Source organism: Paenibacillus sp. FSL W8-0187, assembly GCF_037969755.1.
In the GTDB taxonomy this organism is placed as follows: domain Bacteria; phylum Bacillota; class Bacilli; order Paenibacillales; family Paenibacillaceae; genus Paenibacillus_AQ.
This window is the reverse complement of the sequence record NZ_CP150206.1, coordinates 6,326,911-6,350,000: the sequence shown is the minus strand read 5'-3', so window position 1 is coordinate 6,350,000 and position 23,090 is coordinate 6,326,911. Positions and strand designations below refer to the sequence as shown.

General features: G+C 49.2%; 21 protein-coding genes, 17 tRNA genes and 1 rRNA gene (1 of these 39 running past the window's edge). 36 read left to right on the top strand and 3 right to left on the bottom strand.

The features are described from left to right. The 28 genes from MKY48_RS28940 to MKY48_RS28805 form a co-directional block, all read left to right on the top strand. Positions 1 to 2,767: ribosomal RNA gene (locus MKY48_RS28940) — 23S ribosomal RNA — on the top strand; it begins 280 nt to the left of the window's first position. Positions 2,768 to 2,841: 74 nt separating this feature from the next. Continuing rightward, positions 2,842 to 2,917, top strand: a tRNA-Asn gene (locus tag MKY48_RS28935). Between the two features lie 5 nt (positions 2,918 to 2,922). Next, positions 2,923 to 3,014 (top strand) — tRNA-Ser (locus MKY48_RS28930). 16 nt (positions 3,015 to 3,030) lie between these two features. Beyond that, positions 3,031 to 3,105, top strand: a tRNA-Glu gene (locus MKY48_RS28925). Between the two features lie 176 nt (positions 3,106 to 3,281). Further along, positions 3,282 to 3,357, top strand: a tRNA-Val gene (locus MKY48_RS28920). Positions 3,358 to 3,444: 87 nt separating this feature from the next. Beyond that, positions 3,445 to 3,521 (top strand) — tRNA-Met (locus MKY48_RS28915). Positions 3,522 to 3,551: 30 nt separating this feature from the next. After that, a tRNA-Asp gene (locus MKY48_RS28910) sits at positions 3,552 to 3,628 on the top strand. Between the two features lie 69 nt (positions 3,629 to 3,697). Then, positions 3,698 to 3,773, top strand: a tRNA-Phe gene (locus MKY48_RS28905). A gap of 22 nt (positions 3,774 to 3,795) precedes the next feature. Beyond that, positions 3,796 to 3,871, top strand: a tRNA-Thr gene (locus MKY48_RS28900). Between the two features lie 4 nt (positions 3,872 to 3,875). Next, positions 3,876 to 3,960 (top strand) — tRNA-Tyr (locus MKY48_RS28895). A gap of 6 nt (positions 3,961 to 3,966) precedes the next feature. Then, a tRNA-Trp gene (locus MKY48_RS28890) sits at positions 3,967 to 4,040 on the top strand. A 22-nt stretch (positions 4,041 to 4,062) separates the two neighbouring features. After that, positions 4,063 to 4,135 (top strand) — tRNA-His (locus tag MKY48_RS28885). Positions 4,136 to 4,180: 45 nt separating this feature from the next. Next, a tRNA-His gene (locus MKY48_RS28880) sits at positions 4,181 to 4,256 on the top strand. Between the two features lie 18 nt (positions 4,257 to 4,274). Continuing rightward, a tRNA-Gln gene (locus MKY48_RS28875) sits at positions 4,275 to 4,349 on the top strand. Positions 4,350 to 4,364: 15 nt separating this feature from the next. Further along, positions 4,365 to 4,439 (top strand) — tRNA-Gly (locus MKY48_RS28870). Between the two features lie 11 nt (positions 4,440 to 4,450). After that, positions 4,451 to 4,524, top strand: a tRNA-Cys gene (locus tag MKY48_RS28865). A gap of 12 nt (positions 4,525 to 4,536) precedes the next feature. Continuing rightward, positions 4,537 to 4,613, top strand: a tRNA-Arg gene (locus tag MKY48_RS28860). Positions 4,614 to 4,621: 8 nt separating this feature from the next. After that, positions 4,622 to 4,701 (top strand) — tRNA-Leu (locus tag MKY48_RS28855). A gap of 614 nt (positions 4,702 to 5,315) precedes the next feature. Continuing rightward, positions 5,316 to 5,615, top strand: coding sequence for a hypothetical protein (locus MKY48_RS28850; RefSeq protein ID WP_076324889.1), 300 nt, complete (start codon positions 5,316 to 5,318; stop codon positions 5,613 to 5,615). A 68-nt stretch (positions 5,616 to 5,683) separates the two neighbouring features. After that, the gene (locus MKY48_RS28845) at positions 5,684 to 6,361 is read left to right on the top strand and encodes a PspA/IM30 family protein (protein ID WP_076324888.1); all 678 of its coding nucleotides are present in this window, start codon (positions 5,684 to 5,686) and stop codon (positions 6,359 to 6,361) included. Between the two features lie 2 nt (positions 6,362 to 6,363). Next, the gene (locus MKY48_RS28840) at positions 6,364 to 6,843 is read left to right on the top strand and encodes a PspC domain-containing protein (protein ID WP_339268037.1); all 480 of its coding nucleotides are present in this window, start codon (positions 6,364 to 6,366) and stop codon (positions 6,841 to 6,843) included. A gap of 1 nt (position 6,844) precedes the next feature. After that, positions 6,845 to 7,531 (top strand): PspA/IM30 family protein, encoded by a 687-nt coding sequence (locus MKY48_RS28835; RefSeq protein WP_076324886.1) that lies wholly within the window; start codon positions 6,845 to 6,847, stop codon positions 7,529 to 7,531. A gap of 169 nt (positions 7,532 to 7,700) precedes the next feature. Next, a complete protein-coding gene (gene liaF / locus MKY48_RS28830) occupies positions 7,701 to 8,345 on the top strand; it encodes a cell wall-active antibiotics response protein LiaF (RefSeq protein WP_339268035.1) in 645 nt (214 codons plus the stop codon). Between the two features lie 41 nt (positions 8,346 to 8,386). Further along, positions 8,387 to 9,460 (top strand): sensor histidine kinase, encoded by a 1,074-nt coding sequence (locus MKY48_RS28825; RefSeq protein WP_339268034.1) that lies wholly within the window; start codon positions 8,387 to 8,389, stop codon positions 9,458 to 9,460. Next, positions 9,444 to 10,088: a response regulator transcription factor gene (locus MKY48_RS28820; RefSeq protein ID WP_006212655.1), complete on the top strand. Its 645-nt coding sequence runs from the start codon at positions 9,444 to 9,446 to the stop codon at positions 10,086 to 10,088. Before MKY48_RS28825 ends, MKY48_RS28820 begins: the two co-directional genes overlap by 17 nt. 295 nt (positions 10,089 to 10,383) lie before the next feature. Continuing rightward, positions 10,384 to 11,232 carry a YwmB family TATA-box binding protein gene (locus tag MKY48_RS28815; protein WP_339268032.1) on the top strand — a complete coding sequence of 283 codons (849 nt, stop codon included), beginning with the start codon at positions 10,384 to 10,386 and terminating at the stop codon, positions 11,230 to 11,232. Positions 11,233 to 11,369: 137 nt separating this feature from the next. Next, positions 11,370 to 12,917, top strand: coding sequence for a glucose-6-phosphate dehydrogenase (gene zwf, locus MKY48_RS28810; RefSeq protein WP_076324882.1), 1,548 nt, complete (start codon positions 11,370 to 11,372; stop codon positions 12,915 to 12,917). A 121-nt stretch (positions 12,918 to 13,038) separates the two neighbouring features. Beyond that, on the top strand, positions 13,039 to 14,619 hold the full coding sequence (locus MKY48_RS28805; RefSeq protein WP_076324881.1) for a peptide chain release factor 3: 1,581 nt from the start codon (positions 13,039 to 13,041) through the stop codon (positions 14,617 to 14,619). Between the two features lie 82 nt (positions 14,620 to 14,701). Here the strand turns inward: MKY48_RS28805 and sspI are convergent, their stop codons facing one another. Beyond that, positions 14,702 to 14,938, bottom strand: a complete 237-nt coding sequence (gene sspI / locus MKY48_RS28800; protein WP_076324880.1) for a small acid-soluble spore protein SspI — start codon at positions 14,936 to 14,938, stop codon at positions 14,702 to 14,704. A 139-nt stretch (positions 14,939 to 15,077) separates the two neighbouring features. On the opposite strand from sspI, the gene MKY48_RS28795 reads away from it, so the two are divergent. From MKY48_RS28795 to yunB, 6 genes are all read left to right on the top strand, one after another. Next, a complete protein-coding gene (locus tag MKY48_RS28795; RefSeq protein WP_076324879.1) occupies positions 15,078 to 15,740 on the top strand; it encodes a TrkA family potassium uptake protein in 663 nt (220 codons plus the stop codon). A 73-nt stretch (positions 15,741 to 15,813) separates the two neighbouring features. Further along, the gene (locus MKY48_RS28790) at positions 15,814 to 16,611 is read left to right on the top strand and encodes an RNA methyltransferase (RefSeq protein ID WP_339268029.1); all 798 of its coding nucleotides are present in this window, start codon (positions 15,814 to 15,816) and stop codon (positions 16,609 to 16,611) included. Positions 16,612 to 16,845: 234 nt separating this feature from the next. Then, a complete protein-coding gene (locus tag MKY48_RS28785; protein ID WP_076324877.1) occupies positions 16,846 to 17,271 on the top strand; it encodes a DUF1801 domain-containing protein in 426 nt (141 codons plus the stop codon). Between the two features lie 189 nt (positions 17,272 to 17,460). Then, entirely contained in the window at positions 17,461 to 17,886 is a 426-nt protein-coding gene (locus tag MKY48_RS28780; RefSeq protein WP_339268026.1) for an SRPBCC domain-containing protein, read from the top strand. Between the two features lie 3 nt (positions 17,887 to 17,889). Beyond that, positions 17,890 to 18,234, top strand: coding sequence for a metalloregulator ArsR/SmtB family transcription factor (locus tag MKY48_RS28775; protein WP_339268024.1), 345 nt, complete (start codon positions 17,890 to 17,892; stop codon positions 18,232 to 18,234). A gap of 309 nt (positions 18,235 to 18,543) precedes the next feature. Continuing rightward, the gene (gene yunB, locus MKY48_RS28770; protein ID WP_339293563.1) at positions 18,544 to 19,359 is read left to right on the top strand and encodes a sporulation protein YunB; all 816 of its coding nucleotides are present in this window, start codon (positions 18,544 to 18,546) and stop codon (positions 19,357 to 19,359) included. Positions 19,360 to 19,466: 107 nt separating this feature from the next. Here yunB and MKY48_RS28765 read toward each other — a convergent pair whose 3' ends face one another. After that, positions 19,467 to 20,546, bottom strand: coding sequence for a M23 family metallopeptidase (locus MKY48_RS28765; RefSeq protein ID WP_339268023.1), 1,080 nt, complete (start codon positions 20,544 to 20,546; stop codon positions 19,467 to 19,469). A gap of 221 nt (positions 20,547 to 20,767) precedes the next feature. Between MKY48_RS28765 and lipA the strand changes: the two genes are divergently transcribed. After that, the gene (gene lipA / locus MKY48_RS28760; protein WP_076324872.1) at positions 20,768 to 21,661 is read left to right on the top strand and encodes a lipoyl synthase; all 894 of its coding nucleotides are present in this window, start codon (positions 20,768 to 20,770) and stop codon (positions 21,659 to 21,661) included. A 27-nt stretch (positions 21,662 to 21,688) separates the two neighbouring features. Continuing rightward, positions 21,689 to 22,237 carry a YutD family protein gene (locus MKY48_RS28755; RefSeq protein WP_339268021.1) on the top strand — a complete coding sequence of 183 codons (549 nt, stop codon included), beginning with the start codon at positions 21,689 to 21,691 and terminating at the stop codon, positions 22,235 to 22,237. A 42-nt stretch (positions 22,238 to 22,279) separates the two neighbouring features. Here MKY48_RS28755 and MKY48_RS28750 read toward each other — a convergent pair whose 3' ends face one another. Beyond that, a complete protein-coding gene (locus tag MKY48_RS28750; protein ID WP_339268020.1) occupies positions 22,280 to 23,083 on the bottom strand; it encodes an NAD kinase in 804 nt (267 codons plus the stop codon). Positions 23,084 to 23,090: the final 7 nt, after the last annotated feature.

The window sequence follows — 23,090 nt, the reverse complement described above, 5'->3', positions numbered from 1 at the left end:
AGAGCTTGCTCTCTGGGGTTGTGGGACGTCTCACATGGAGTTACAAAGGAATTTATTAGGCGAAGAGGTCTGGAAAGGCCCGCTATAAGAGGTAAAAGCCCTGTAGCCGAAAGTATATTCCCTCCGAGACGGATCCCGAGTAGTGCGGGGCACGTGAAACCCCGTATGAATCCAGCAGGACCATCTGCTAAGGCTAAATACTCCCTAGCGACCGATAGTGAAACAGTACCGTGAGGGAAAGGTGAAAAGCACCCCGGAAGGGGAGTGAAATAGATCCTGAAACCGTGTGCTTACAAGAAGTCAGAGCCCGATCTATGGGTGATGGCGTGCCTTTTGTAGAATGAACCGGCGAGTTACGTTCCCATGCAAGGTTAAGGCGAGAAGCCGTAGCCGCAGCGAAAGCGAGTCTGAATAGGGCGATTTAGTATGTGGACGTAGACCCGAAACCGTGTGATCTACCCCTGTCCAGGGTGAAGGTGCGGTAACACGCACTGGAGGCCCGAACCCACGTATGTTGAAAAATGCGGGGATGAGGTGGGGGTAGCGGAGAAATTCCAATCGAACTCGGAGATAGCTGGTTCTCCCCGAAATAGCTTTAGGGCTAGCCTCGGAATTTAGAGTCGTGGAGGTAGAGCACTGATTGGGTGCGGGGCCCGCAAGGGTTACCAAGCTCAGTCAAACTCCGAATGCCATAGACTTATATCCGGGAGTCAGACAGTGAGTGCTAAGATCCATTGTCAAAAGGGAAACAGCCCAGACCATCAGCTAAGGTCCCCAAGTGTGTGTTAAGTGGGAAAGGATGTGGAGTTGCACAGACAACCAGGATGTTGGCTTAGAAGCAGCCACCATTTAAAGAGTGCGTAATAGCTCACTGGTCGAGTGACTCTGCGCCGAAAATGTAACGGGGCTAAACACACCACCGAAGCTATGGCTTGAATCGACTTCACTGCTTCTTTGAGGTAGTGAACACTGAGATGAACATTTTTGTCAGGCTTGAGATGAAATCAAGGATGACCAAATGCTCTCAGGGGATAAACACACTTCGAAGGCGGAGTGAAGTCGATTCAGGGGTAGGGGAGCGTTGTATGTAGGTTGAAGGTGTACCGTAAGGAGCGCTGGACAGCATACAAGTGAGAATGCCGGTATGAGTAACGAAAAGATCAGTGAGAATCTGATCCGCCGAAAGCCCAAGGTTTCCTGAGGAAGGCTCGTCCGCTCAGGGTAAGTCGGGACCTAAGGTGAGGCCGAAAGGCGTAATCGAAGGACAACAGGTTGAAATTCCTGTACCACCGTAAACCGTTATGAACGATGGGGTGACGCAGGAGGGTAGTGACGCGGACTGATGGATGTCCGTCCAAGCAGTGAGGCTGATGTGTAGGCAAATCCGCACATCGTAAGGCTGGGCTGTGATGGGGAGTGAAAATTATAGTAGCGAAGGTCATGATCTCACACTGCCAAGAAAAGCCTCTAGTCAGGTGAAGGTGCCCGTACCGCAAACCGACACAGGTAGGCGAGAAGAGAATTCTAAGGCGCGCGGAAGAACTCTCGTTAAGGAACTCGGCAAAATGACCCCGTAACTTCGGGAGAAGGGGTGCCTCGGTAGGGTGAATAGCCCGAGGGGGCCGCAGTGAAAAGGCCCAAGCGACTGTTTAGCAAAAACACAGGTCTGTGCGAAGCCGTAAGGCGAAGTATACGGGCTGACGCCTGCCCGGTGCTGGAAGGTTAAGGGGAGCGGTTAGGGAGTAATCCCGAAGCTGTGAACCGAAGCCCCAGTAAACGGCGGCCGTAACTATAACGGTCCTAAGGTAGCGAAATTCCTTGTCAGGTAAATTCTGACCCGCACGAATGGCGTAACGACTTGGGCGCTGTCTCAACGAGAGATCCGGTGAAATTTTAATACCTGTGAAGATGCAGGTTACCCGCGACAAGACGGAAAGACCCCATGGAGCTTTACTGCAGCTTGATATTGGATTTGGGTACGATCTGTACAGGATAGGTGGGAGCCTTTGAAGCATGAGCGCCAGCTTGTGTGGAGGCGACGTTGGGATACCACCCTGATCGTATCTAGGTTCTAACCTGGTACCGTAATCCGGTACGGGGACAGTGTCAGGCGGGCAGTTTGACTGGGGCGGTCGCCTCCTAAAGAGTAACGGAGGCGCCCCAAGGTTCCCTCAGAATGGTTGGAAATCATTCGAAGAGTGCAAAGGCATAAGGGAGCTTGACTGCGAGACCTACAAGTCGAGCAGGGACGAAAGTCGGGCTTAGTGATCCGGTGGTACCGCATGGAAGGGCCATCGCTCAACGGATAAAAGCTACCCTGGGGATAACAGGCTTATCTCCCCCAAGAGTCCACATCGACGGGGAGGTTTGGCACCTCGATGTCGGCTCATCGCATCCTGGGGCTGAAGTAGGTCCCAAGGGTTGGGCTGTTCGCCCATTAAAGCGGTACGCGAGCTGGGTTCAGAACGTCGTGAGACAGTTCGGTCCCTATCTGTCGTGGGCGTAGGAAATTTGAGAGGAGCTGTCCTTAGTACGAGAGGACCGGGATGGACGTACCGCTGGTGCACCAGTTGTTCCGCCAGGAGCATGGCTGGGTAGCTACGTACGGAAGGGATAAGCGCTGAAAGCATCTAAGCGTGAAGCCCCCCTCAAGATGAGATTTCCCAATTCGTAAGACCCCTTGAAGACCACGAGGTAGATAGGTTGGAGGTGGAAGTGCAGCAATGCATGGAGCTGACCAATACTAATCGGTCGAGGGCTTATCCAAAAACTATTTCAATGTGCTGCAAATTCGTTTCGTATCTAGTTTTCAGGTGATCAATCACTTGAATTAAATATTGTTCCCTGATAGCTCAGTTGGTAGAGCACTCGACTGTTAATCGAGTTGTCACAGGTTCGAGTCCTGTTCGGGGAGCCATTTATGGAGAGGTGTCCGAGTTGGCCGAAGGAGCACGATTGGAAATCGTGTAGGCGCCAAAAGCGTCTCGAGGGTTCGAATCCCTCTCTCTCCGCCACTATTATTTCAAGCAAGGCCCGTTGGTCAAGGGGTTAAGACACCTCCCTTTCACGGAGGTAACAGGGGTTCGAATCCCCTACGGGTCACCACTTTCTTTATTGCATCAGGGGATGAGAATCCCGTCGGTTCGTCGGAGCTTAACTTCGGTAGTATAGGCTTCGCAGTCTAGAACGAAGTGAGAGTATCCCCTACGGGTCACCACTTTCTTTTGAAAAACACTTGCTTCTTATATCAGATTTTGGTATGATTAAAGTCGCTTTGTTACGGAGGCTTAGCTCAGCTGGGAGAGCATCTGCCTTACAAGCAGAGGGTCGGGGGTTCGATCCCCTCAGCCTCCACCATGATTTATCCCCAAAAAGTGAAGCTCATGCTTCGCAAGTAATTCCGATTACTATTCGGGGACCCCATACAAGCAACCCTTTTAATGACGCGGGGTGGAGCAGTTCGGTAGCTCGTCGGGCTCATAACCCGAAGGTCGTAGGTTCAAATCCTGCCCCCGCAACCAATTTATATCGCGATAGCGATAATGCCTCATGGAACTGTGGTGTAGAGGCCTAACATGCCTGCCTGTCACGCAGGAGATCGCGGGTTCGAATCCCGTCAGTTCCGCCATTATTTATAACTTTGGGATGAGATGAGTATCCGATATTGGGTTCCGTCAAAGTTCGCGAAGAGCTTTAAGGCTCGGTAGCTCAGTCGGTAGAGCAGAGGACTGAAAATCCTCGTGTCGGCGGTTCGATTCCGTCCCGAGCCACCATGTACGTTTTATAACTTTATATGCCGGTGTAGCTCAATTGGTAGAGCAACTGACTTGTAATCAGTAGGTTGGGGGTTCAAGTCCTCTCGCCGGCACCATTCTGGAGGATTAGTGAAGTGGCTAAACACGGCAGACTGTAAATCTGCTCTCTTCGAGTTCGGTGGTTCGAATCCATCATCCTCCACCAGTTTTTAGGGGCATAGTTTAAAGGTAGAACAACGGTCTCCAAAACCGTTGGTGTGGGTTCAATTCCTGCTGCCCCTGCCATTGAATATTTATAATGAACTTGGCGATCGTGGCGAAGGGGTTAACGCACCGGATTGTGGTTCCGGCATTCGTGGGTTCGAGACCCATCGGTCGCCCATTATTTCATTATGATTATTCTCTAAAAAAACTATTACATTATGGCGATCGTGGCGAAGGGGTTAACGCACCGGATTGTGGTTCCGGCATTCGTGGGTTCGAGACCCATCGGTCGCCCCATAGTTTTTTTAAAAATGTTGGGGATTAGCCAAGCGGTAAGGCAACGGACTTTGACTCCGTCATGCATAGGTTCGAATCCTATATCCCCAGCCATTGATTTTTATGTTTGCGGACGTGGCTCAGCGGTAGAGCATCGCCTTGCCAAGGCGAGGGTCGCGGGTTCGATTCCCGTCGTCCGCTCCATTTTTATTTCTGGCGCCATAGCCAAGTGGTAAGGCACAGCTCTGCAAAAGCTTTATCCCCAGTTCGAATCTGGGTGGCGCCTCCATAACAAAACTATGTGCCCTTAGCTCAGCTGGATAGAGCGTTTGACTACGAATCAAAAGGTCAGGAGTTCGAATCTCTTAGGGCACGCCATAAAGTAAGCCGGTGTGGCGGAATTGGCAGACGCGCGCGACTCAAAATCGTGAGGGAAACCGTGGGGGTTCGAGTCCCTTCACCGGCATCATCCAAAAGGAATGTAGACTATAAACGTCTGCATTCCTTTTTTCGTTGCATTTACATCGATATTCGTTTCTCGGTAGCAGCTAAGCTGAAGATCCGTTACTCTTCATGATAAAAGGCTAATCTTGATGAGCTTAAGTGTTATGTCACTTCATTTTATAACTCGCAAGCAATACACCTTAATCCTATGCAAACTTCTGAGATGCAACCTCCTTAGATCAATCCCACTTCCTTTACTATGGTATCCTTCTTCATGATTTTCATATTCGGCCCCATGCTTCATCCTACCGCTACCTTAACCTACCGTTCCACGGGCTTTACTACTATCACCTTAGAGCTGAAGCTATACTCATCAAACTAAACTAACATTAGAAAGCACGTCTCTTTATTAGGTAAAACAAAAGCAAGGATACCGGAGGATTCATCTACACAGGTCAGCTTATCGAATCATTGATCCAGTGCAGGGTTGGACGCAGGTCTATAGGAGGCCCCGCCTTAGGTCTAGGTGCAAAAACCGTCCCCAGGCCGTTTTAGTGAAACTCGAAATTACCTAGAATAGAGTCATAAGGTTGAACAAATGAAACAACGATCAAACAACAGAAAGGCGGTGTATAAATGAGAAATTCAAAAGGAAATGGAATGAGTATCCTGTTGATTGGTGTAGGGATCTTGGTTCTCCTGGGAGTATTCGGTCCTCTGCTTGGATGGTTGTTCAGTCTTGTAATTCCAATCCTGATGGTCGCTTTGGGATACTACGGGATCCGGAGAGGTAACACCTTGATGGGATGGGTTATTCTCGGTATCGGTGTGATCTGGTTGATGGGTAAACTGTCTTGGCTGATCGGTCCGATCCTTGGAATCATCTTGATCATCTACGGGGTGTCCCGATTGAAGAATGGTAGACCCCGTTATTGATAAAAACCACTACATTAAATAACATGCAAAAACAACAGATCATGATAGATGAGGAGGGCTAAGCGAATATGAGTGTTTTCCGGCGGATAAGAGACATAACCGTAGCAACATTGAATGAAAAGCTCGAGCAGAGCCAGGATCCGGTTCGATTGATCGACCAGTTCCTACATTCAACCAGACAGGACATTGCTGAGGCTGAGAAGCTGCAGCAGCAATGTCAAGTACATTCCAGACAGCTGAAGCAGCAGGTGGATCAAGCAGAAACCATGCGATATAAACGCGAAGAGCAGGCACTGCTTGCACTGAAGGCCGGTGAAGAACATCTTGCCAAGCTGGCATTGCAGGAGAAGCTGATCTATGAGGAAAAGATTGAACAGTATCAAGGCCTGTTGTCCTCAAGCCTGGAGTCGTTAAAAGAAATCGAGGAGCAGCTCGGCGAGCTGCGGATGGAATATCAGACGGTATACAGCAAACGTCAGTATTATGTTGCCCGAGTGGAAACCCTTCGTCTTCAGCAAAAAATGAATGAACGTACAGGCTCCTATGGCGGCGGTCCTGATGTACCGAAGATGTTCAATCGTCTCGAAGACCGTATCAGCGACTGGGAACTGGAAGCCAGAAGTCTTCGCGATTTACGCCGCATGGGGCAGGAATACATGGATCAGGCTGGTGAAACAGTCTCCACTGTATTGGAAAAAGAACTTGCCCGCCTGAAGCAAAAGCTGAATAACAGCGGAAAGGAGTAACCATGACTAGATTGTACCGTTCCACCCGAGACAAGATGTTCACAGGGTTGATCGGCGGTATATCCGATCATTTCGGAGTCGAATCTACCCTACTTAGAATCATATTTGTAGTCAGTATCTTTTTCACAGGCGGTACAACGCTGTTGATCTATCTGATTGCATCCCTTGTAGTACCTAAGGAGCCGTACTATCACGATCCGTATGGTCCACAGGGAAGACATGGTGGCGGATACCGTTACAACGATCATCCGGGCCCGGGACTAGGCTACAACAGCTATAACGATGCTTATGGACGTCAAGGCTATCCTAATGAGCATGGAAGTTTTGGCCCCAAATATGACCGTCCCAATGGCACAAGAAACAATGCGTCTGCGGATTCCGATCTGGATGCGATGATGAAGGATATTGAGAGAAAAGCAATGCAAAAAGAAATCGAAGAATTGAAGAAAAAACTTTCGAACTATGAGAAGGGAGATAAATAACATGGGAGTATTTAAAAGAATTAAGGATATGACGAAAGCATCGGTGAATGAACTGCTGGATAAAGTAGAGGATCCAATCGTAATGTTGAACCAGTACCTGCGCGACATGGAGGCAGAAATTCATGAAGCAGAGGTAACAGTAGCGAAGCAAATGGCTAACGAGCGTCGTATGAAGCAGCGCGTCGATGAGGCTGTGAAGATGGCGGCACAACGTGAAGCTCAAGCTGAATTGGCTCTTAAAAATGGTCAAGAAGAAGTGGCTCGCAAGCTGCTTGAAGAGAAGATCTATTTCGATCAAAAAGAAACCGAGTACGTGGAATTGCACCTGCAATCCGAGGCTCAAGCGAAAGAACTTGTAGCTCAGCTGCATGAAATGAAAGACGAGTTCTACAAAATGCGCAACAAGCGCAATGAGCTTGTAGCTCGCGCTCAAATGGCTAAAGCGAAGAAGCAAATGTCTCAAGTGAGCAGCCTGCATACGATCGAAAGCGGCAGTGCTTCGATGGGCTTCCACCGCATGGAGGAAAAAATCATGCAACTGGAAGCAGAAGCTGATGTGCTTCGCGCCCCATACCGTCCTAACAATGCAGTATACACAAGCCCAGTGGATGCTGAGAAGCAATTGAAAGTCGATGAGCAGCTGCAAGCTTTGAAAAACAAAATGGGGAATTCTTCGAAGTCCGAGTAATTCCTTAACAAGTCAGCAAAATAAGATTAAACCGTATTCGAACACCATGTTCATATGATATGCTATACGAATGAGATTGTCGTATAGTACAGGCAAAGCCATACAGTGGAGAACGTCTCACTGCTATGGCTTTTCCGAGCTTATATCTTGGTCATCAAGGAGGTGCGACATGGACAGAAACCGCTGGATAGCAGTTGGTTTAATCAGCTTGGGTTTTATTATGCTTTTCGGCCGATGGTTTGGTTTCTTCACCATTGTCGCCCTGTTACTCATGTTCGCAGGTGTCCTTCAGATCAGACAGGGCTATTTGAAGAAGGGATACATTCTGCTCGGAGTAGGTGCCGTACTGCTGCTGCTGGAGCATCTCATGTTGATTATCGGCATCAGCTTGATATCGCTAGGTATTTTTTATGGCAAGTCCAAGCGAGCCCATACCACGACAAAGTACGTTCAGAAGCAGAACTTTATGTCTAACTTTGATTGGGATCTGACTCCATGGGTGATGCGCAGTCTGAGTGTGTGGCATGTACTTGGAGAAGCGGATGTGGATCTGTCCCTGGCGCTTCCAGAGGAACGCCAAACGGTCCTTATGTTCCATGGAATGCTGGGGGATATTGATCTGATGATCCCGGACTATTATGGGGTGGAGATCGAAGCCTCGATCCTGTTTGGCTCGATTCATATGGACGACCGGAAGGAAACCGGCATATTAAACCGCGTGCGGTATATATCACCCAATTACGAGGCCAGTGAATATAAAGTGAAATTTATTGTTTCTTATTTAGGCGGAGATTTGAATATAAAAATGACATAATAAACGTATGTCTTGTGTAAACCATTCAGGAGGGTTGCCCCGTGGAAACGGAAAAGAAAGCAAATATAATTACCCGAAGTATGCGTGAGGGGACCCTTCTGGGATTGGTTGTCATGCTCGTTGTCCTATATTTATTATATACATATGGTTATCTTCAACCATTTGAGACGTGGAAGAACCGGATCGAAGCCGGCATCACTCTGGTATTGCTGCCGATCGGGCTGGGTGCGATCTATGGCTTCTTCCAGGGATACCGGGTAAAACGACGAGTTGATCTTGTAAGGGAAACACTGGTGAACTGGGAAAAAGGCAGCCTTACGGACGTGATGCCGGACATCGGCGAAGACGAAGTGGGACGGCTTGGAGAACAGCTGGTGAAGATCAGCAAACGCTGGGAGGATCAAGTATCTTCTCTGCAGCGGTTATCAACGAACAATGCCCAGCTTGCCGAGCAGGCCAGGGTAACAGCAATTGTGGAAGAGAGGCAGCGTCTGGCGCGCGAGCTTCATGATGCGGTTTCTCAGCAGCTGTTTGCCATCTCGATGACGGCAACCGCTGTGGGTAGGACATTGGATAAGGATTTTGACAAAGCGCAGCGCCAGGTGGCTCTGATTGAGGAAATGTCGGCTGTGGCCCAGTCCGAGATGAGGGCGCTTCTTCTTCATCTGCGGCCTGTTTATCTCGAAGGGAAAGCACTGGAGCAAGGGCTGAAGGATCTGATCAAGGAATTGCGGATTAAAGTACCTATGGAAATTACGTTTGAGATGGACGATGACATACATTTGCTTAAAGGGATCGAAAATCATCTGTTCCGTATTATCCAGGAGGCCATGTCGAACACCCTCAGACACTCGAAAGCGGAGAAAATGGACATCCGAATTCACCGCAGGCAGAATACTGTTCGGGTAATGCTGCGGGACGATGGGATCGGATTTGAATTGGATGACAAGAAACAGACTTCCTACGGTCTATCGACGATGCAGGAACGGGTGACGGAGATCGGGGGCTCGGTACAATTCATAACAGCACCGGGTAAAGGGACTCGAATTGAGATCGTTGTGCCACTCATAAATGATGAACGTAAACGGGGGGATGTAGATGGAAACGCCGATTAAGGTGCTGCTGGTGGATGATCATGAGATGGTCCGGATCGGTTTAGCGGCTGTGCTTGGTACAGAGGACGGCATCGAGGTGGTTGGTGAAGCGGGCAGCGGCGAGGAAGGGATACGCTTAGCGCAGGAATATCATCCTGATGTGGTGCTGATGGACTTGGTGATGGACGGAATGGATGGAATCGAGACGACGCGCCAATTGATGAATCAGTTTCCGAATCTTAAGGTCATTGTACTGACCAGCTATCTGGACGATGAGAAGATGTATCCGGTTATTGAAGCAGGTGCGTTCAGTTATTTATTGAAGACATCCCGTGCTTCTGAAGTAGCTGATGCTATACGTGCAGCCGCACGCGGGCAGTCGGTGCTGGAGTCGCAGGTTGCCTCCAAGATGATGAATCGATTCCGGCATCCGCAAAATGAAGCTCCGGCGCATAACGACCTTACGGACCGGGAAATGGAAGTGCTGCGACTGGTGGCGCAGGGCAAGTCGAATCAGGATATTGCTGATGATTTGATTATAGGCATCAAAACCGTGAAATTTCATGTAACGAATATTTTAGGCAAGCTGGGGGTAGAGGATCGGACCCAAGCTGCCATCTACGCTTATAAAAATGGGCTGGCTGAGTAAGGAAGGCCAGCTCTTTTTTTATGCGACGAGCGTGACATAATCAGATCCAACATGCTAGGCGTGGTACAAAACAGTCCATGATGCTGCTTGTGGTATGACATATCCATGTAAACACTGAGAGATCAGGCTTAAAGACTCCCGGATCGGGAGTCTTTTATTTATGAACAGGGAAGCCGGAAGATTTACATACAGCCCGTTTGAAGGATGTTTTAAAAAAAGCGAGGTATAAATCCGCGGAGATGAGGCCATCCTTTTTACTAGATTGATAGATTCGAACGGGGAGGCGTGACTGACCATGCGGAAAATGCGTTTACAGATCATTGTGATGATGTTGTTGCTGTGCGGGGCAGCAGGTATGATGGCGGGTTTTGCAGGAACAACGGAAAGCAATCGAAATGAATCAGCTCCGCATACGAGAGAAGCGTCAACTTCAGCTTCAGGTGGAACGGGAGAAAATGATATCGATGGAACAACTGGAGCCGGGGTAGCTGCAGAAAGCGATCTAACGCTTCTGACAGCGCTCGGGCAAGAACATATGGAGCCTTCGGCAATGCTCACGGTAAAAATTCAAGGAGAAATGATAAATTCTGTTCCTAAGGATCAAGCTAAGAAAGCAGCTGAGCACCTGGCTCGTACAATGGGGCTCTCCGGAATTACGACGTCCCGGCTTCAAGGAAATGAAGTGTTTCAAGCAGAAGGCTTGCTCTCAGGTGTATCGGTGCATCTGGATTGGGCCCTCACAAAGGAGGGCCATAGTTATATCAGAGCCATGCTTGTTGGAGAAGCGGCTGGGCAGACACGGGAAATGATGGCCCTACAGCAGCAGATTCAAGAAATGATGAAGCAAGCCGGCATACCGAACACATGGAATGCGTCCATTCAAGGGTATGCAACGGAGACCGCAAGCGTTGATGGGACAATGGCTCAAGTAGAAGAGGCCGTAGCCCAAAAAATCTTACTTCGCTCCGTTGAAGATTATGCAGATGACAAAACACAAAGCCGTTCTTATGAGGTTCCTTCACTTGGTGCTTTTGTGATGAGTGGCGACACGCCGATTCATATGCAGATCGCAGTGCATGAAGATTCGATGAAGAAAAGTAGTAGAATAACGATCGGATTTCCGGTCATTACAATAGAATATTGAAAATGATTTCTGAAACTCCGATGAAAAAATACGGAATGAGATAGCATACTTGAAATGAATATGCTAAAATGTCATCACATCGAGTTAAGTGCCGATGCATAAAAATACACTATAATTCATAGAAAGAATGAGGAGCCATGGCTGAAAATCAAAATCTAGATACAATGAAGACACCGGGAGCTGTATTTTTCATCTTTGGAGCGACTGGTGATTTGGCAAGACGTAAGTTGTTTCCGGCGATCTACAGTCTTTATCGTGAAGGAAAACTGGATGAGGATTTTGCGGTAATCGGCGTGGCGCGGCGTCCGCGCACCCAGGAAGAGTTTCGGGAGGACGTGTATCGTTCGATTCAGGAATTCTGCCGATACAGTTCGGAACAGGATAGTGAATGGAATGCATTTGCACAGCATTTTGAATATAAATCTTTAGATATTAACAATATTGACGGTTTCCGTGAGCTTCGTGAACAAACGGAGCAACTGGAAACGAAATTTAATATACCGGGCAACCGCTTATTTTATCTTGCACTTGCACCGGAATTGTTCGGCAGCGTATCGTTTAACCTGATGAAGGGCGGTATGCTCGACGGAGAAGGCTGGAACCGTCTTGTGATCGAGAAGCCATTCGGCTACGATCTGGAATCGGCTGCCAAGCTGAACGAAGAAATCCGTAAAGTATTCAAGGAAGAAGAGGTCTACCGGATTGACCATTATCTTGGTAAAGAAATGGTACAGAACATCGAAGTTATGCGTTTTGCGAATGCTTTCTTTGAGCCGCTGTGGAACAACAAGCATATCGCCAATATCCAAATCACGCTTGGTGAGACGGTTGGTGTCGAGGAGCGCGGCGGATACTATGATCATGCCGGTGCACTAAGGGACATGGGCCAAAACCATATGCTGCAGCTGCTAACCATGATTGCGATGGAACCGCCTAGCCGTCTGCTCGCAGAGGATATCCGCGACGAGAAGGTAAAAGTGCTTCGTTCCTTGCGTCCGTATGCCACACATGAAGAAGTGAAGAACAACGTAGTTCGTGGTCAGTATACAAGCGGTTCAGCGGGCGGTAAAGATCTGCCGGCTTACCGTGAAGAGGACAAGGTTAATCCGGAATCCAATACGGAAACCTATTTTGCGGCCAGAGTATTCGTGGACAACTTCCGCTGGGCGGGTGTACCGTTCTATATCCGCACGGGCAAACGTCTGCCGGTTAAGACAACCGAGGTGGTTGTTGAGTTCAAACGGATGCCAACCAACGTATATTTGGGCCAAAAGCATTCCCTGGAGCCTAACCTGCTTGTCATCCGCGTGAATCCGATGGAAGGCATTTACGTGAAGATAAATGCCAAAAAGCCGGGATCTGAGTCCGAGATCGCTCCTGTAGCGATGGACTTCTGCCAAAGCTGCATCGTGGGCATTAACTCTCCTGAAGCGTATGAGCGTCTACTGCATGACGCTGCTCGTGGAGATTCCACATACTTTACACGCTGGGACGAAGTGGCCTCCGCATGGTCCTTCGTGGATCGTATCGCCAGCGCATGGAGAGAGAACCAAGGCGAGCTGGAATCGTATCCTGCGGGCTCGTGGGGACCTGACAAGGCAGATGAGCTGTTGAAGGAAGACGGATTCCACTGGTGGCCGGTTAACGGTCAGCTCGAGGATAATGTGGTGTGGTTGAAAAACTAAGATCATTTTCTAAAATTTACGTATTAAAAATCATCCTCATGCGCACGGCGCATGGGGATGATTTGCGTATGAATTGTGGTACAATGATATACATGACTTTAGTTACGAAGGGATAAGTGAAATGGCAAAGCTAATAGATGAACTGCAGCAGGAAGTGGATAAGCGCCGTACGTTCGCGATTATTTCCCACCCTGACGCCGGTAAAACAACACTGACCGAGAAGCTGCTCTTGTTCGGGGGCGCCATTCGTCTGGCTGGATCGGTTAAAGCTCGTAAAGCGAGCAAGCATGCAACGAGTGACTGGATGGAGATCGAGAAGCAGCGGGGAATCTCGGTTACCTCGTCTGTTATGCAATTTGATTATTTAGGGCATCGAATTAATATATTGGATACGCCGGGTCACCAAGATTTCAGTGAGGATACCTATCGTACGCTGACAGCTGCTGACAGCGCCGTCATGTTGATTGACGTAGCCAAAGGGGTCGAGGCTCAAACGATTAAATTATTCCAGGTGTGTGCGAAGCGGGGCATTCCGATCTTTACCTTTATCAACAAACTCGACCGCGAAGGGCGCAGCCCGTTTGATCTGATGGAAGAGCTTGAACAGGTTCTCGGCATCCGCTCCGTACCGATGAATTGGCCGATCGGCTCCGGGCGTGACCTGTGCGGCGTGTACGACCGGGTTAAGAATCAAGTTGAATTGTTCCAGGGCGACGACCATTCCACGATTAAAGTACAGAAGGTTGAGGGCTATGAGGATCCGATCATTCGCGAGATGGCAGGCGATTACCTGCATGATCAGTTATGTCAAGACCTCGAGCTGCTGGATGTTGCCGGAGACCAATTTGATCTGGAGAAAGTTATGCAGGGTCAGTTAACACCTGTATTCTTCGGAAGTGCGATCAATAATTTCGGCGTCCAGACCTTCCTGGAGAACTTTCTTCAGCTTGCGCCGAAACCGGAGCCGCGCCATAGTAAGGACGGTTTGGTGGAACCCACTGAAGAGAAGTTCTCCGGATACGTATTTAAGATTCAAGCCAATATGAATCCGGCTCACCGGGATCGTATCGCTTTCCTGCGAATCGTATCGGGCAAGTTCGAACGCGGTATGAGCGTGAAGCATGTTCGGGTAGGCAAGGAAATCAAGCTGGCGCAGCCGCAGCAGTTTTTGGCCCAGGATCGAGATATTGTGCAGGAGGCATACCCTGGCGATATTATCGGTCTGTTTGACCCGGGCATTTTCCGGATTGGGGACTCGCTCAGTCAAGGACGTGAAGTTGTATTCGATGAGCTTCCAACGTTCTCACCAGAAATCTTTGCCAAAGTAACGGTGAAGAATGCGCTGAAGCATAAGCAGTATCAGAAGGGGATTGATCAGCTGACGGAAGAGGGTACCATTCAGGTATTCCGTACCGTGAGTTTCGATGAGACCATTCTCGGGGTTGTCGGACAGCTCCAGTTCGAAGTCTTCGAGTACCGGATGAAGGGAGAATACGGCGTCGATGTCATGCTTCAACGGATGCCGTATCAGTTCGCTCGCTGGATCGTGGATGACAATCTTGATCCGTCCAAGTTCCGGATTAACTCAACACTGGTCAAGGACAAGAAGGATAACTATGTTGTCTTGTTCGAAAATGAGTACGCGATGAGAACGGCCATCGACAAGAATCCAACCGCTCAGTTTCTTGAGACTGCTCCGTAAGAGATGTTATAAATATGCAATGTAAAGAACAATCCCCCAGCTTTCACAGCTTAGGGGATTGTTCTTTTTGTTGACTATGGGATTATCCTTGAAGTTTGCCAGGCGTAACGGTTTTCAAATGATCATGCAGGGAAGAGACAAGGCTGTTCTGCTGGGAAGCATTCATGTCTTTCCACATCATTTCAAACATTACACCGAGTCCCGGCAGGGCAGCTTCAGGCCCGTCAACGGAACCCTCGATCATGGAGCGCAGCTCTTCTTCGTCCTGATTGTGGACTTTATGAATGACAGCCTGCCTTAGATCTAACAATATGGACATGATATGTTCCTCCTTGTTATGAAAGGGTCATTGTGTAATGTACCCGTTCCAGGGCAGTTACATTCAAGTATTCGGGACAGTATGATATACTATTATCATTATGATTATGGATGACCTAGGCTCGTGGGGGGATATATAAATGGCTAAGAAGCAGTACGCAGTAATCGGTATGGGGCGTTTTGGCACGAGTGTTGCCAAGGAATTGAGCAGCATGGGATTTGATGTATTAGCCGTAGACGCGAGCGAACAGCGCATTCAGGAAATCGCGAGTATGGTCACGCATGCCGTATCGGCGGATTCGACCGATGAAGAAGCGCTTCGGGCGCTGGGCATACGGAATTTTGATGTGGTTGTCGTGGCGATCGGGGAGGATATTCAATCCAGCATTTTGACTACGCTGATCTTGAAGGATCTTGGCGTTCCGGCCATTATCGTGAAAGCGAAGAATGAGCTGCACGGAAAAGTGCTGAACAAAATCGGTGCAGATAAGGTGATTTTCCCTGAGCGGGATATGGGGCTTCGGGTTGCCCATCATCTGGTGTCACCGAATATTTTGGATTACATCGATTTGTCAGACGACTACAGCATTATGGAGATGCTTGCTACAGGAGATCTGGTCGGTCACAATCTGATAGAGCTGGATATTCGGGCACGGTTCGGCTGCAATGTCATGGCGATTCGAAGTGATGCGGACATGAACATTTCGCCAAGTCCGGATGACCGGATTGAGGAAGGCGATATTCTCGTTATTGTAGGGCATAAGAATGACTTAACGAAGCTGGAGCTTGCTTATCCGAAGTAATACTGTCCATTTGCGGTATGCTGGGTTGAGCTGGACTCGGTTTTGTATATAAGTAAAGAACGGATGGATTACCATGGAGATACTATCGCCGCAGAATGCCAGAGTGAAGGGTTGGGCACAGCTGCAGGAGAAAAAACATCGAGACAAGCAGAACAAGTATGTGGTGGAAGGCATTCATCTCGTACAGGAAGCACTGTCATCCGGAGCGGACGTCGAGTGCGTTGCTTATGATGTGGAGAAGGGGATTCCCCAAGAACTCCGTCATATATCGGATACTGGACAAGGCGCCGAATGGATTGGCGTATCCCATGCCGTCATCTCGAAGGTCAGTGATACGCCGTCACCGCAGCAGGTGTTTGCCGTGGTTCGCAAAGAAGCACGTCAATGGCAGGATCTGATCCTGCGCGAGAACGGTTTGGTTGTCGTTCTGGACGGTCTTCAGGACCCGGGGAACGTGGGAACCATCATACGAAGCGCAGATGCCGTAGGGGCTGCAGGCGTGGTTCTGGGACGCGGCTGTGCGGATTTGTATAACCCCAAGACCTTGCGCTCTACCATGGGATCCTTGTTTCATCTATCTGTGCTGGAGGGTGATCTGCTGAGCATTTTGCCGGAAGCCAGGGAACGGGGAGCTCGATTGGTCACAACCATGCTGGAAGGGAATCGCTCCTGCTTCGAGTATGATTTTCAAGGGACAAGCTGGATCGTGATCGGAAGCGAAGGGCGCGGTGTCTCACCTGAGGTTGCCGAACTTGTGGACGATGCGATCCGGATTCCCATGCCGGGGAAAGCCGAATCGTTGAATGCGGCTATGGCTGCTTCGGTATTGATGTATGAGGCTTTACGGCAAAGAGAGTACGCCGGTCAATAATGACCGGAGCGGCTCGACAAGGCTGGAAGTGATTAGAAAGCAACTGCTAATCATATCCGGCTTTTTTTATTTAAGAGATAAGAAAGCGTAAGCTTCAGAGGCTTACCCTTCTTATCTCGTAAGAAAAACTTCCGCTAAATGCGGTCTGTCTTCTATGCAAGTACGTCGATGACGTTTTTCTTATTTTTGATAAGGATGGTAATAATAACAGAGTGTTCGAAAGGAGTAAAACCCATGTACGAGCAAAAAACAAAAGAAACGGATCACAGCGTGGTGGAGTTTATAGAGCAAGTGGATTCGCCAAAAAAACGAGAGGATGCTTATCGTTTGCTGGAGGTCTTTGAGGAGACGAGCGGTTTTCCGGCTAAGATGTGGGGACCCAGCATCATCGGCTTTGGCTCCTACCATTACCGCTACGCTACCGGGCATGAAGGAGATGCGCCGTTTGTAGGTTTTTCGCCGCGCAAAGCAAAAATCAGCCTGTATTTTGCGCCGGGCGATGAGCGGCGGGGGGAGCTGTTGACGAGTTTCGGTAAACATACGGCGGGAAAAGGCTGCGTGTATATTAATAAAGTGGCGGACATTGATATGGAGGTCCTAAAGCAGTTGATTCGGGAATCGATCGCCTTCTTGAACAAGACCTACCCGGCTCAGACCTAGCGAGTTCAAAGTCAGGAGATGTTGGCAAGATGCCTGGTTTGCCTGGCTTTAAGGGGAACTGGACCTAGGTGTGCTGAATGGGATTAAGGTGAATATTGGTATTTGACGTAAAACCATTTGGTGTCCTATAATGCAATAACGGAAACCAAATGGTTTCATAATTTTAAACATAAGCGAGGTTAATGTGATATGGATAACACATCAAACGGCAAGCTGCCGGATATTCGTCATACGCTTGTGCTGAAAGCACCCATCGAGAAGGTGTGGAAAGCCGTGGCAACGGCTGAAGGGATTTCGGCTTGGTTCATGCCCAACAATTTTGAACCGGTGGAAGGATTTGAGTTTCAATTGAATGCAGGCCCATGGGGAAATTCTCCTTGCAAGGTCACGCTTATTGACAAGCCTAACCGTTTGTCTTTTAACTGGGGCAAGGATTGGAGCGTTACGTTCGAACTGGTACAGCAGGGAGATCATACGGAATTCACGCTCATACACGGCGGTTGGACAGCGGATCAAGTGACCGAGTTCGAGGAAACTCACGATATCGTACGGGGCCGTATGGACAAAGGCTGGGCAGGCATTGTTCAGAAGCTTGCGGGATACGTCGAGGCCTAATCTATGTCGCAAGCTGCTCCGAAGCATGATGTTTATCAAGCGATCGCAGATCCGACACGCCGTAAGCTGCTTGGCTTGTTAAGTGATAAGGAGATGCCGGTTAAAGAAATTACAGGGCACTTCTCCATGACGCGGACCGCTGTCTCCAAGCATCTCCGAATTCTGGAGGAAGCGGGACTTGTGCAGGACCGCAAGGTTGGACGTGAAACCCGCTATCGGCTGGATGTTGAACCGCTTCAGGAATTGAAAGATTGGCTGGCTTATTTCGACCGCTTCTGGGAGAATAAACTGTCGATGCTGAAATATTATGTGGAAGATCAAGAAGACCATCCAATGAACGACCAGTAGATTCTTGATTCAGTCTTTCTTGAAAATGAGTATCTGTAAGGAAGAAGAGTGAGGATAAGCCAACCTTGCTCTTCTTTTTTGCCGTTTGTCCGCATACCCTCTATACAGGATAGCTTGCCATGGTAAACATGCTCCTCTGGGAGTAAATAGGGGGGACCAAGCATGAGACGAAAGAGATGGGGAAGCAGACGTTTATCTTTTCCGTCCCTATCATGGCCCAAACCAAGGAGAGCTTATAAACCACCGCGCAGAGGTTTCCGGCCCGTACCGCAGAGCCGAGGACGTCCTCAGGTTGCCAAACGACGCAGCATGAAAAAATGGTGGCTGATCGGTGCTCTGCTCCTTGTGTTTGGGATCGTTGAGTTTTTTATGTATATTGAACAGAATCTGCGGCCGCCGATCATGCATTTAGCCCAAATAAGGGTCAAACAGATTGCCACTGAAGCGATTAATAAAGCGATCACCTCTCAGGTGACGCAGGGCAAGGATTTTGATAATCTGGTCAATTGGAAAACGGATAGCTCCGGCAAAGTGACGGGATTCATGCTGAATTATGCCGAGCATTTAAAAATCACGTCCCATACAACGGAGGTTGTTCAGAGCACATTGGACGATATCCATAAGCGCAAGGAGCATATTCCGCTTGGTCAGGTGTTAAAAAGCCCGATCATCGCGTCATTCGGTCCGCAAATTCCATTAAAGATCGAGCCGCAGGGAGCGGTGAAGGTTCAACTGGACACCAGGCAGCAGGGTGCAGGCATCAACATGATTCTGGTGGAGGTATTCGTCCACATTGTAACGGAAGTAGCGGTTGTTGTTCCTTTTGACATGGAGCCGCAGATTGTGGAAACCGATATTCCCATCTCTTATCTGCTCGTGGTCGGCGATGTGCCGATGTATTATTATGACGGGCAAGGAAAGGCCGTCGGTGAGAACAAGGCAAATGCGCCTAGCATAGCGATACCGCCGCCCGTTACGAATGAGAACAGCCATAATACGGAGCAGGAAATCCCGCCTGCAACAACGCCGGATCATCTTCCAGATGGAACAACGCCGCCTCTGGAACCTTCACCTGGCGCAGCGGATTTATCCGGACAAACGGGGGGAAACAACACCGGAGGCTAAGAGCGCTGTCTAATTCCATTTTGGCGCCAGCGTATGGAAGCCTGCACCATGATTCAGTTGGCCAGTTATGTATGTCCTTACGTAGAAAACGCGCCCCTGGGTTGAACTCAGGAGCGCGTTTTTTTCGAGCGTTTTTCTTCCATTTCCCAGTGTTTCAGCAGCGGGTAAGGATCGAATGCCCATTCGGTCAATCCGGTATCCCGGTAGATGCCGTAATGGAGGTGTGGAGGGAATTTGCCCTGGGTTCCCGGCTTGCCATAGCCGGAGCTGCCAACCCAGCCGAGGGTTTGACCCGGCGTAACGACATCCCCGAGCGAGATCCCTTTGTCAAAGCCTTGAAGATGGGCGTAATAGTGATAATGATTGTTCAAATCACGGATGCCGATGCGCCACCCGCCATATTTATTCCAGCCTTTAATTTCGACAACGCCGTAACACGTACTCCGGACAGGGACTCCATAGTTGGCAAACAAGTCCGTGCCTTCATGAACTCTTCTTCCTCCCCAGTTGCGGCCCATTCCAAATGTGCTTCGGTATGAGTAGTTGCTTTTGACCGGGAGAGGAAATGCATGGTCAAACAAGTCCAGCTTTCCAAAGGTTTCATACAATTTGGCGTATTGCATGACGCGCTGTACGGCCCGCGTGTTCTGGTAGTATGACCAGAGGCCGATGCTGAAATCATCAGCAGCATGCCCGTAGGGTGAGAGTCTTGCCGCAACGGTATATAGCAGGTCGATATCATTATTCCGGTCTGCCTTGCCATCCCCATCTCCATCCAGCCCGATGCCGGAAAATACGCTGATCGACGTCGGATTTACATCTTCCTGATTGGGATTTAACGCCCCGGCCCATCTTGTGGAGGGGATGAAGATGCCGAGCGTCCGGTCCGAATGCTTGCGATCCTTGGGGTGGACTCTAGTTAGTGTCCGCTCATACTGGTCAATGGCAGCCAGGCGATACCAAGGAATTTGGGTAACGGTGGAAATCTCATCGTATAACGACTTCCGGTCTGCGAAAATGGCGCTAGCATTCGTTGTTTTTACCGTATCGTCAGCGATGCTGACCGCAATAGAGGTGGATGCGGACACAGGCCCGCACATGCAGCAGGCAGCTGTCAAGGCAGCCACAGCTGCAGCAGTGCAGCGAATCATGATGCCGCTTGCGCTCAATGGTTTAAAAATCCTCAATGTGTCCTTCTCCTCCTTTTGGATTGTCATAATTAAGGACGGACAGTCATGCCTATACTGTAGGGTGAAACGAAACAAGGATTTTTATCCATGCCGCAACTAGATTAATCTCATATCGATGCGAAACAAGTAATGTGATGGTTTTCATGATATAATATGGGACAGCAAACGATGGGGTATGTCTTGAGTTACATCAATAAATTCGAAAGAAGGTTTTTTCTTTGTCTAAAACCAAACAGCCAAAACCTGACTGGATTCGAATCAAGCTGACTACTGGCGATAATTATAAAGAAATCAAAAGCATGATGCGATCCAAGACACTGCACACGGTGTGTGAAGAGGCTCGCTGTCCGAATATTTATGAATGTTGGGCTAATCGTACGGCAACCTTTATGATTCTGGGTGATATTTGTACTCGCGCCTGCCGATTCTGCGCTGTCAATACGGGACTTCCAACGGAACTGGATCTTCAGGAGCCGGAACGCGTAGCGGAAGCGGCGGAACAGATGAACCTGCGTCACTGCGTAGTAACAAGTGTGGCACGGGATGATCTGAAAGATGGCGGAGCCTACATATTCGCTGAAACGGTTAAAGCCATTCGCAGACGTCTGCCGCTATGCTCGGTGGAAGTGCTGATTCCAGATTTTATGGGAAGCGAAGAAGCACTTAAGATCGTGATGGATGTGAAACCGGACATCCTAAACCATAACATTGAGACGGTGGAGCGAATGTCCGATCGGGTTCGCGCCAAAGCGAAGTACACCCGTTCATTGCAATTGCTGCAGAATGCCAAGGCCATGCAGCCTGATATTCCGACCAAGTCCAGCATTATGCTGGGTGTCGGCGAACAATGGCATGAAATTCTGGAAGCGATGGACGACCTGCGTTCGGTGGGTTGCGATATCATGACAATCGGCCAATATTTGCAGCCTTCGCCGAAGCATCTGAATGTGGAAAAATACTATACGCCGGAAGAGTTTGCGATCTTGAAGGAAGAGGGAATGAAGCGCGGATTCAGCCACGTGGAGTCCGGCCCTCTGGTGCGCAGCTCCTATCATGCACACGAGCAAGTGAAATCTGCAGAACGCAACAAGGAAGAGACCGTGCAGTCTTAACCTTTGGAAAGGCAGGGGAAGCTTTCAATGATCGTTATCGGAAACAAGAGTTATGAAGTGTTAAAGGACCATCGAAACGGCTGGAATCTGGAAGCTTTCCGGGAGCGGTACAGCGAGGTGCTGGACCGTTATGACTACATCGTGGGAGATTGGGGTTACAATCAGCTTCGGCTTAAAGGTTTCTATCGGGATAATCATCCTAAGGCTGCCAAGGATTCTACCTTCTCCAGCATGTCTGATTACATTAACGAATACTGCAATTTTGGCTGTGCTCACTTCGTGCTTCAGAAAACCAAGGAGCAGAAGGATGGCAAAGAGCAATCCAATTCCAAAGAGCCTATGGAGATTCGTGAATTACCCCCCAAGGAAACCAAGGGTGAGGGGGAAGCGAAGGGAAGTAAGGAAACCCTGCAGGAGGGTCCTAAACCAGACAAGGAGCACAAGGACCAACGCGAGCGGCGCGAAGCAAAGGAATCCAGACGCGAGCCACGTGATCTTAAGGATGCTAAGGAGTCCAAAGAGAAGGAAGCAAAGCCTTCCAAGGAGCCTAATCCTCCGGCTGAACAGCCACAATAAAAAAGAACGGTCACCAGTAAGCCAGGTGGCCGTTCTTCTTTTTTAGCCAAGAAATGCATCACGGACACGATTCCAGAACGGGAACGGCCGATAGCGTGCAAAACTGACCTGCTGTTCCGCCACTTGACAGCGTACGGATACGAGGTCGTCAATCGAGATATTCACATGATCGATAGTAAGAAGCAAACGCTGTTCTTTACGCGAGAATATATCACAATGATGATGCTTAGGCAGAAGCAGCGGTGAGCCCAGCGTACGGAAAATCCGATTGTTAATCGAGGCGATTTCCGCGATCTGCAGAGCATCGATGGAAGGATGAACCATCGCTCCGCCGACACTTTTGTTATAGGCCGTGCTTCCGGACGGCGTAGACACGCAGATCCCGTCTCCTCGGAACATTTCAAAGGTTACATCGTTGATGTCAATCTGCGCGACAACGGTACCATCAACGCCTTTAAGCGTAAATTCGTTTAAGGCAATGTAAGAGGACGTTCCTGATTTTTTATGAATTTCCAGTTGAACCAGGGGGTACTTGACGAGGCGCGGCTTCACGTTGCCGTTTTCGCCTTCTCCGCTCATATGATCAATCAGCTCTGTCAGTTCATCGGCCTTCCAATCAGCATAGAATCCCAAGTGGCCCGTGTGGACACCGACAAAAGCGAGGTCAGGAATACGGTCAATAAAAGTATGGAAAGCATGCAGCATTGTACCATCTCCGCCGATTGAGACCACAATTTCCGGAGATTCTGCATCCAGCACAAACCCCCGCTGTTCCGCCAGCTTGTGAAATTGCTGGGTCAGCTCGACAGACAATGGGTCACCGCGGTCCAGAACATAATATCTCAAGTTGATA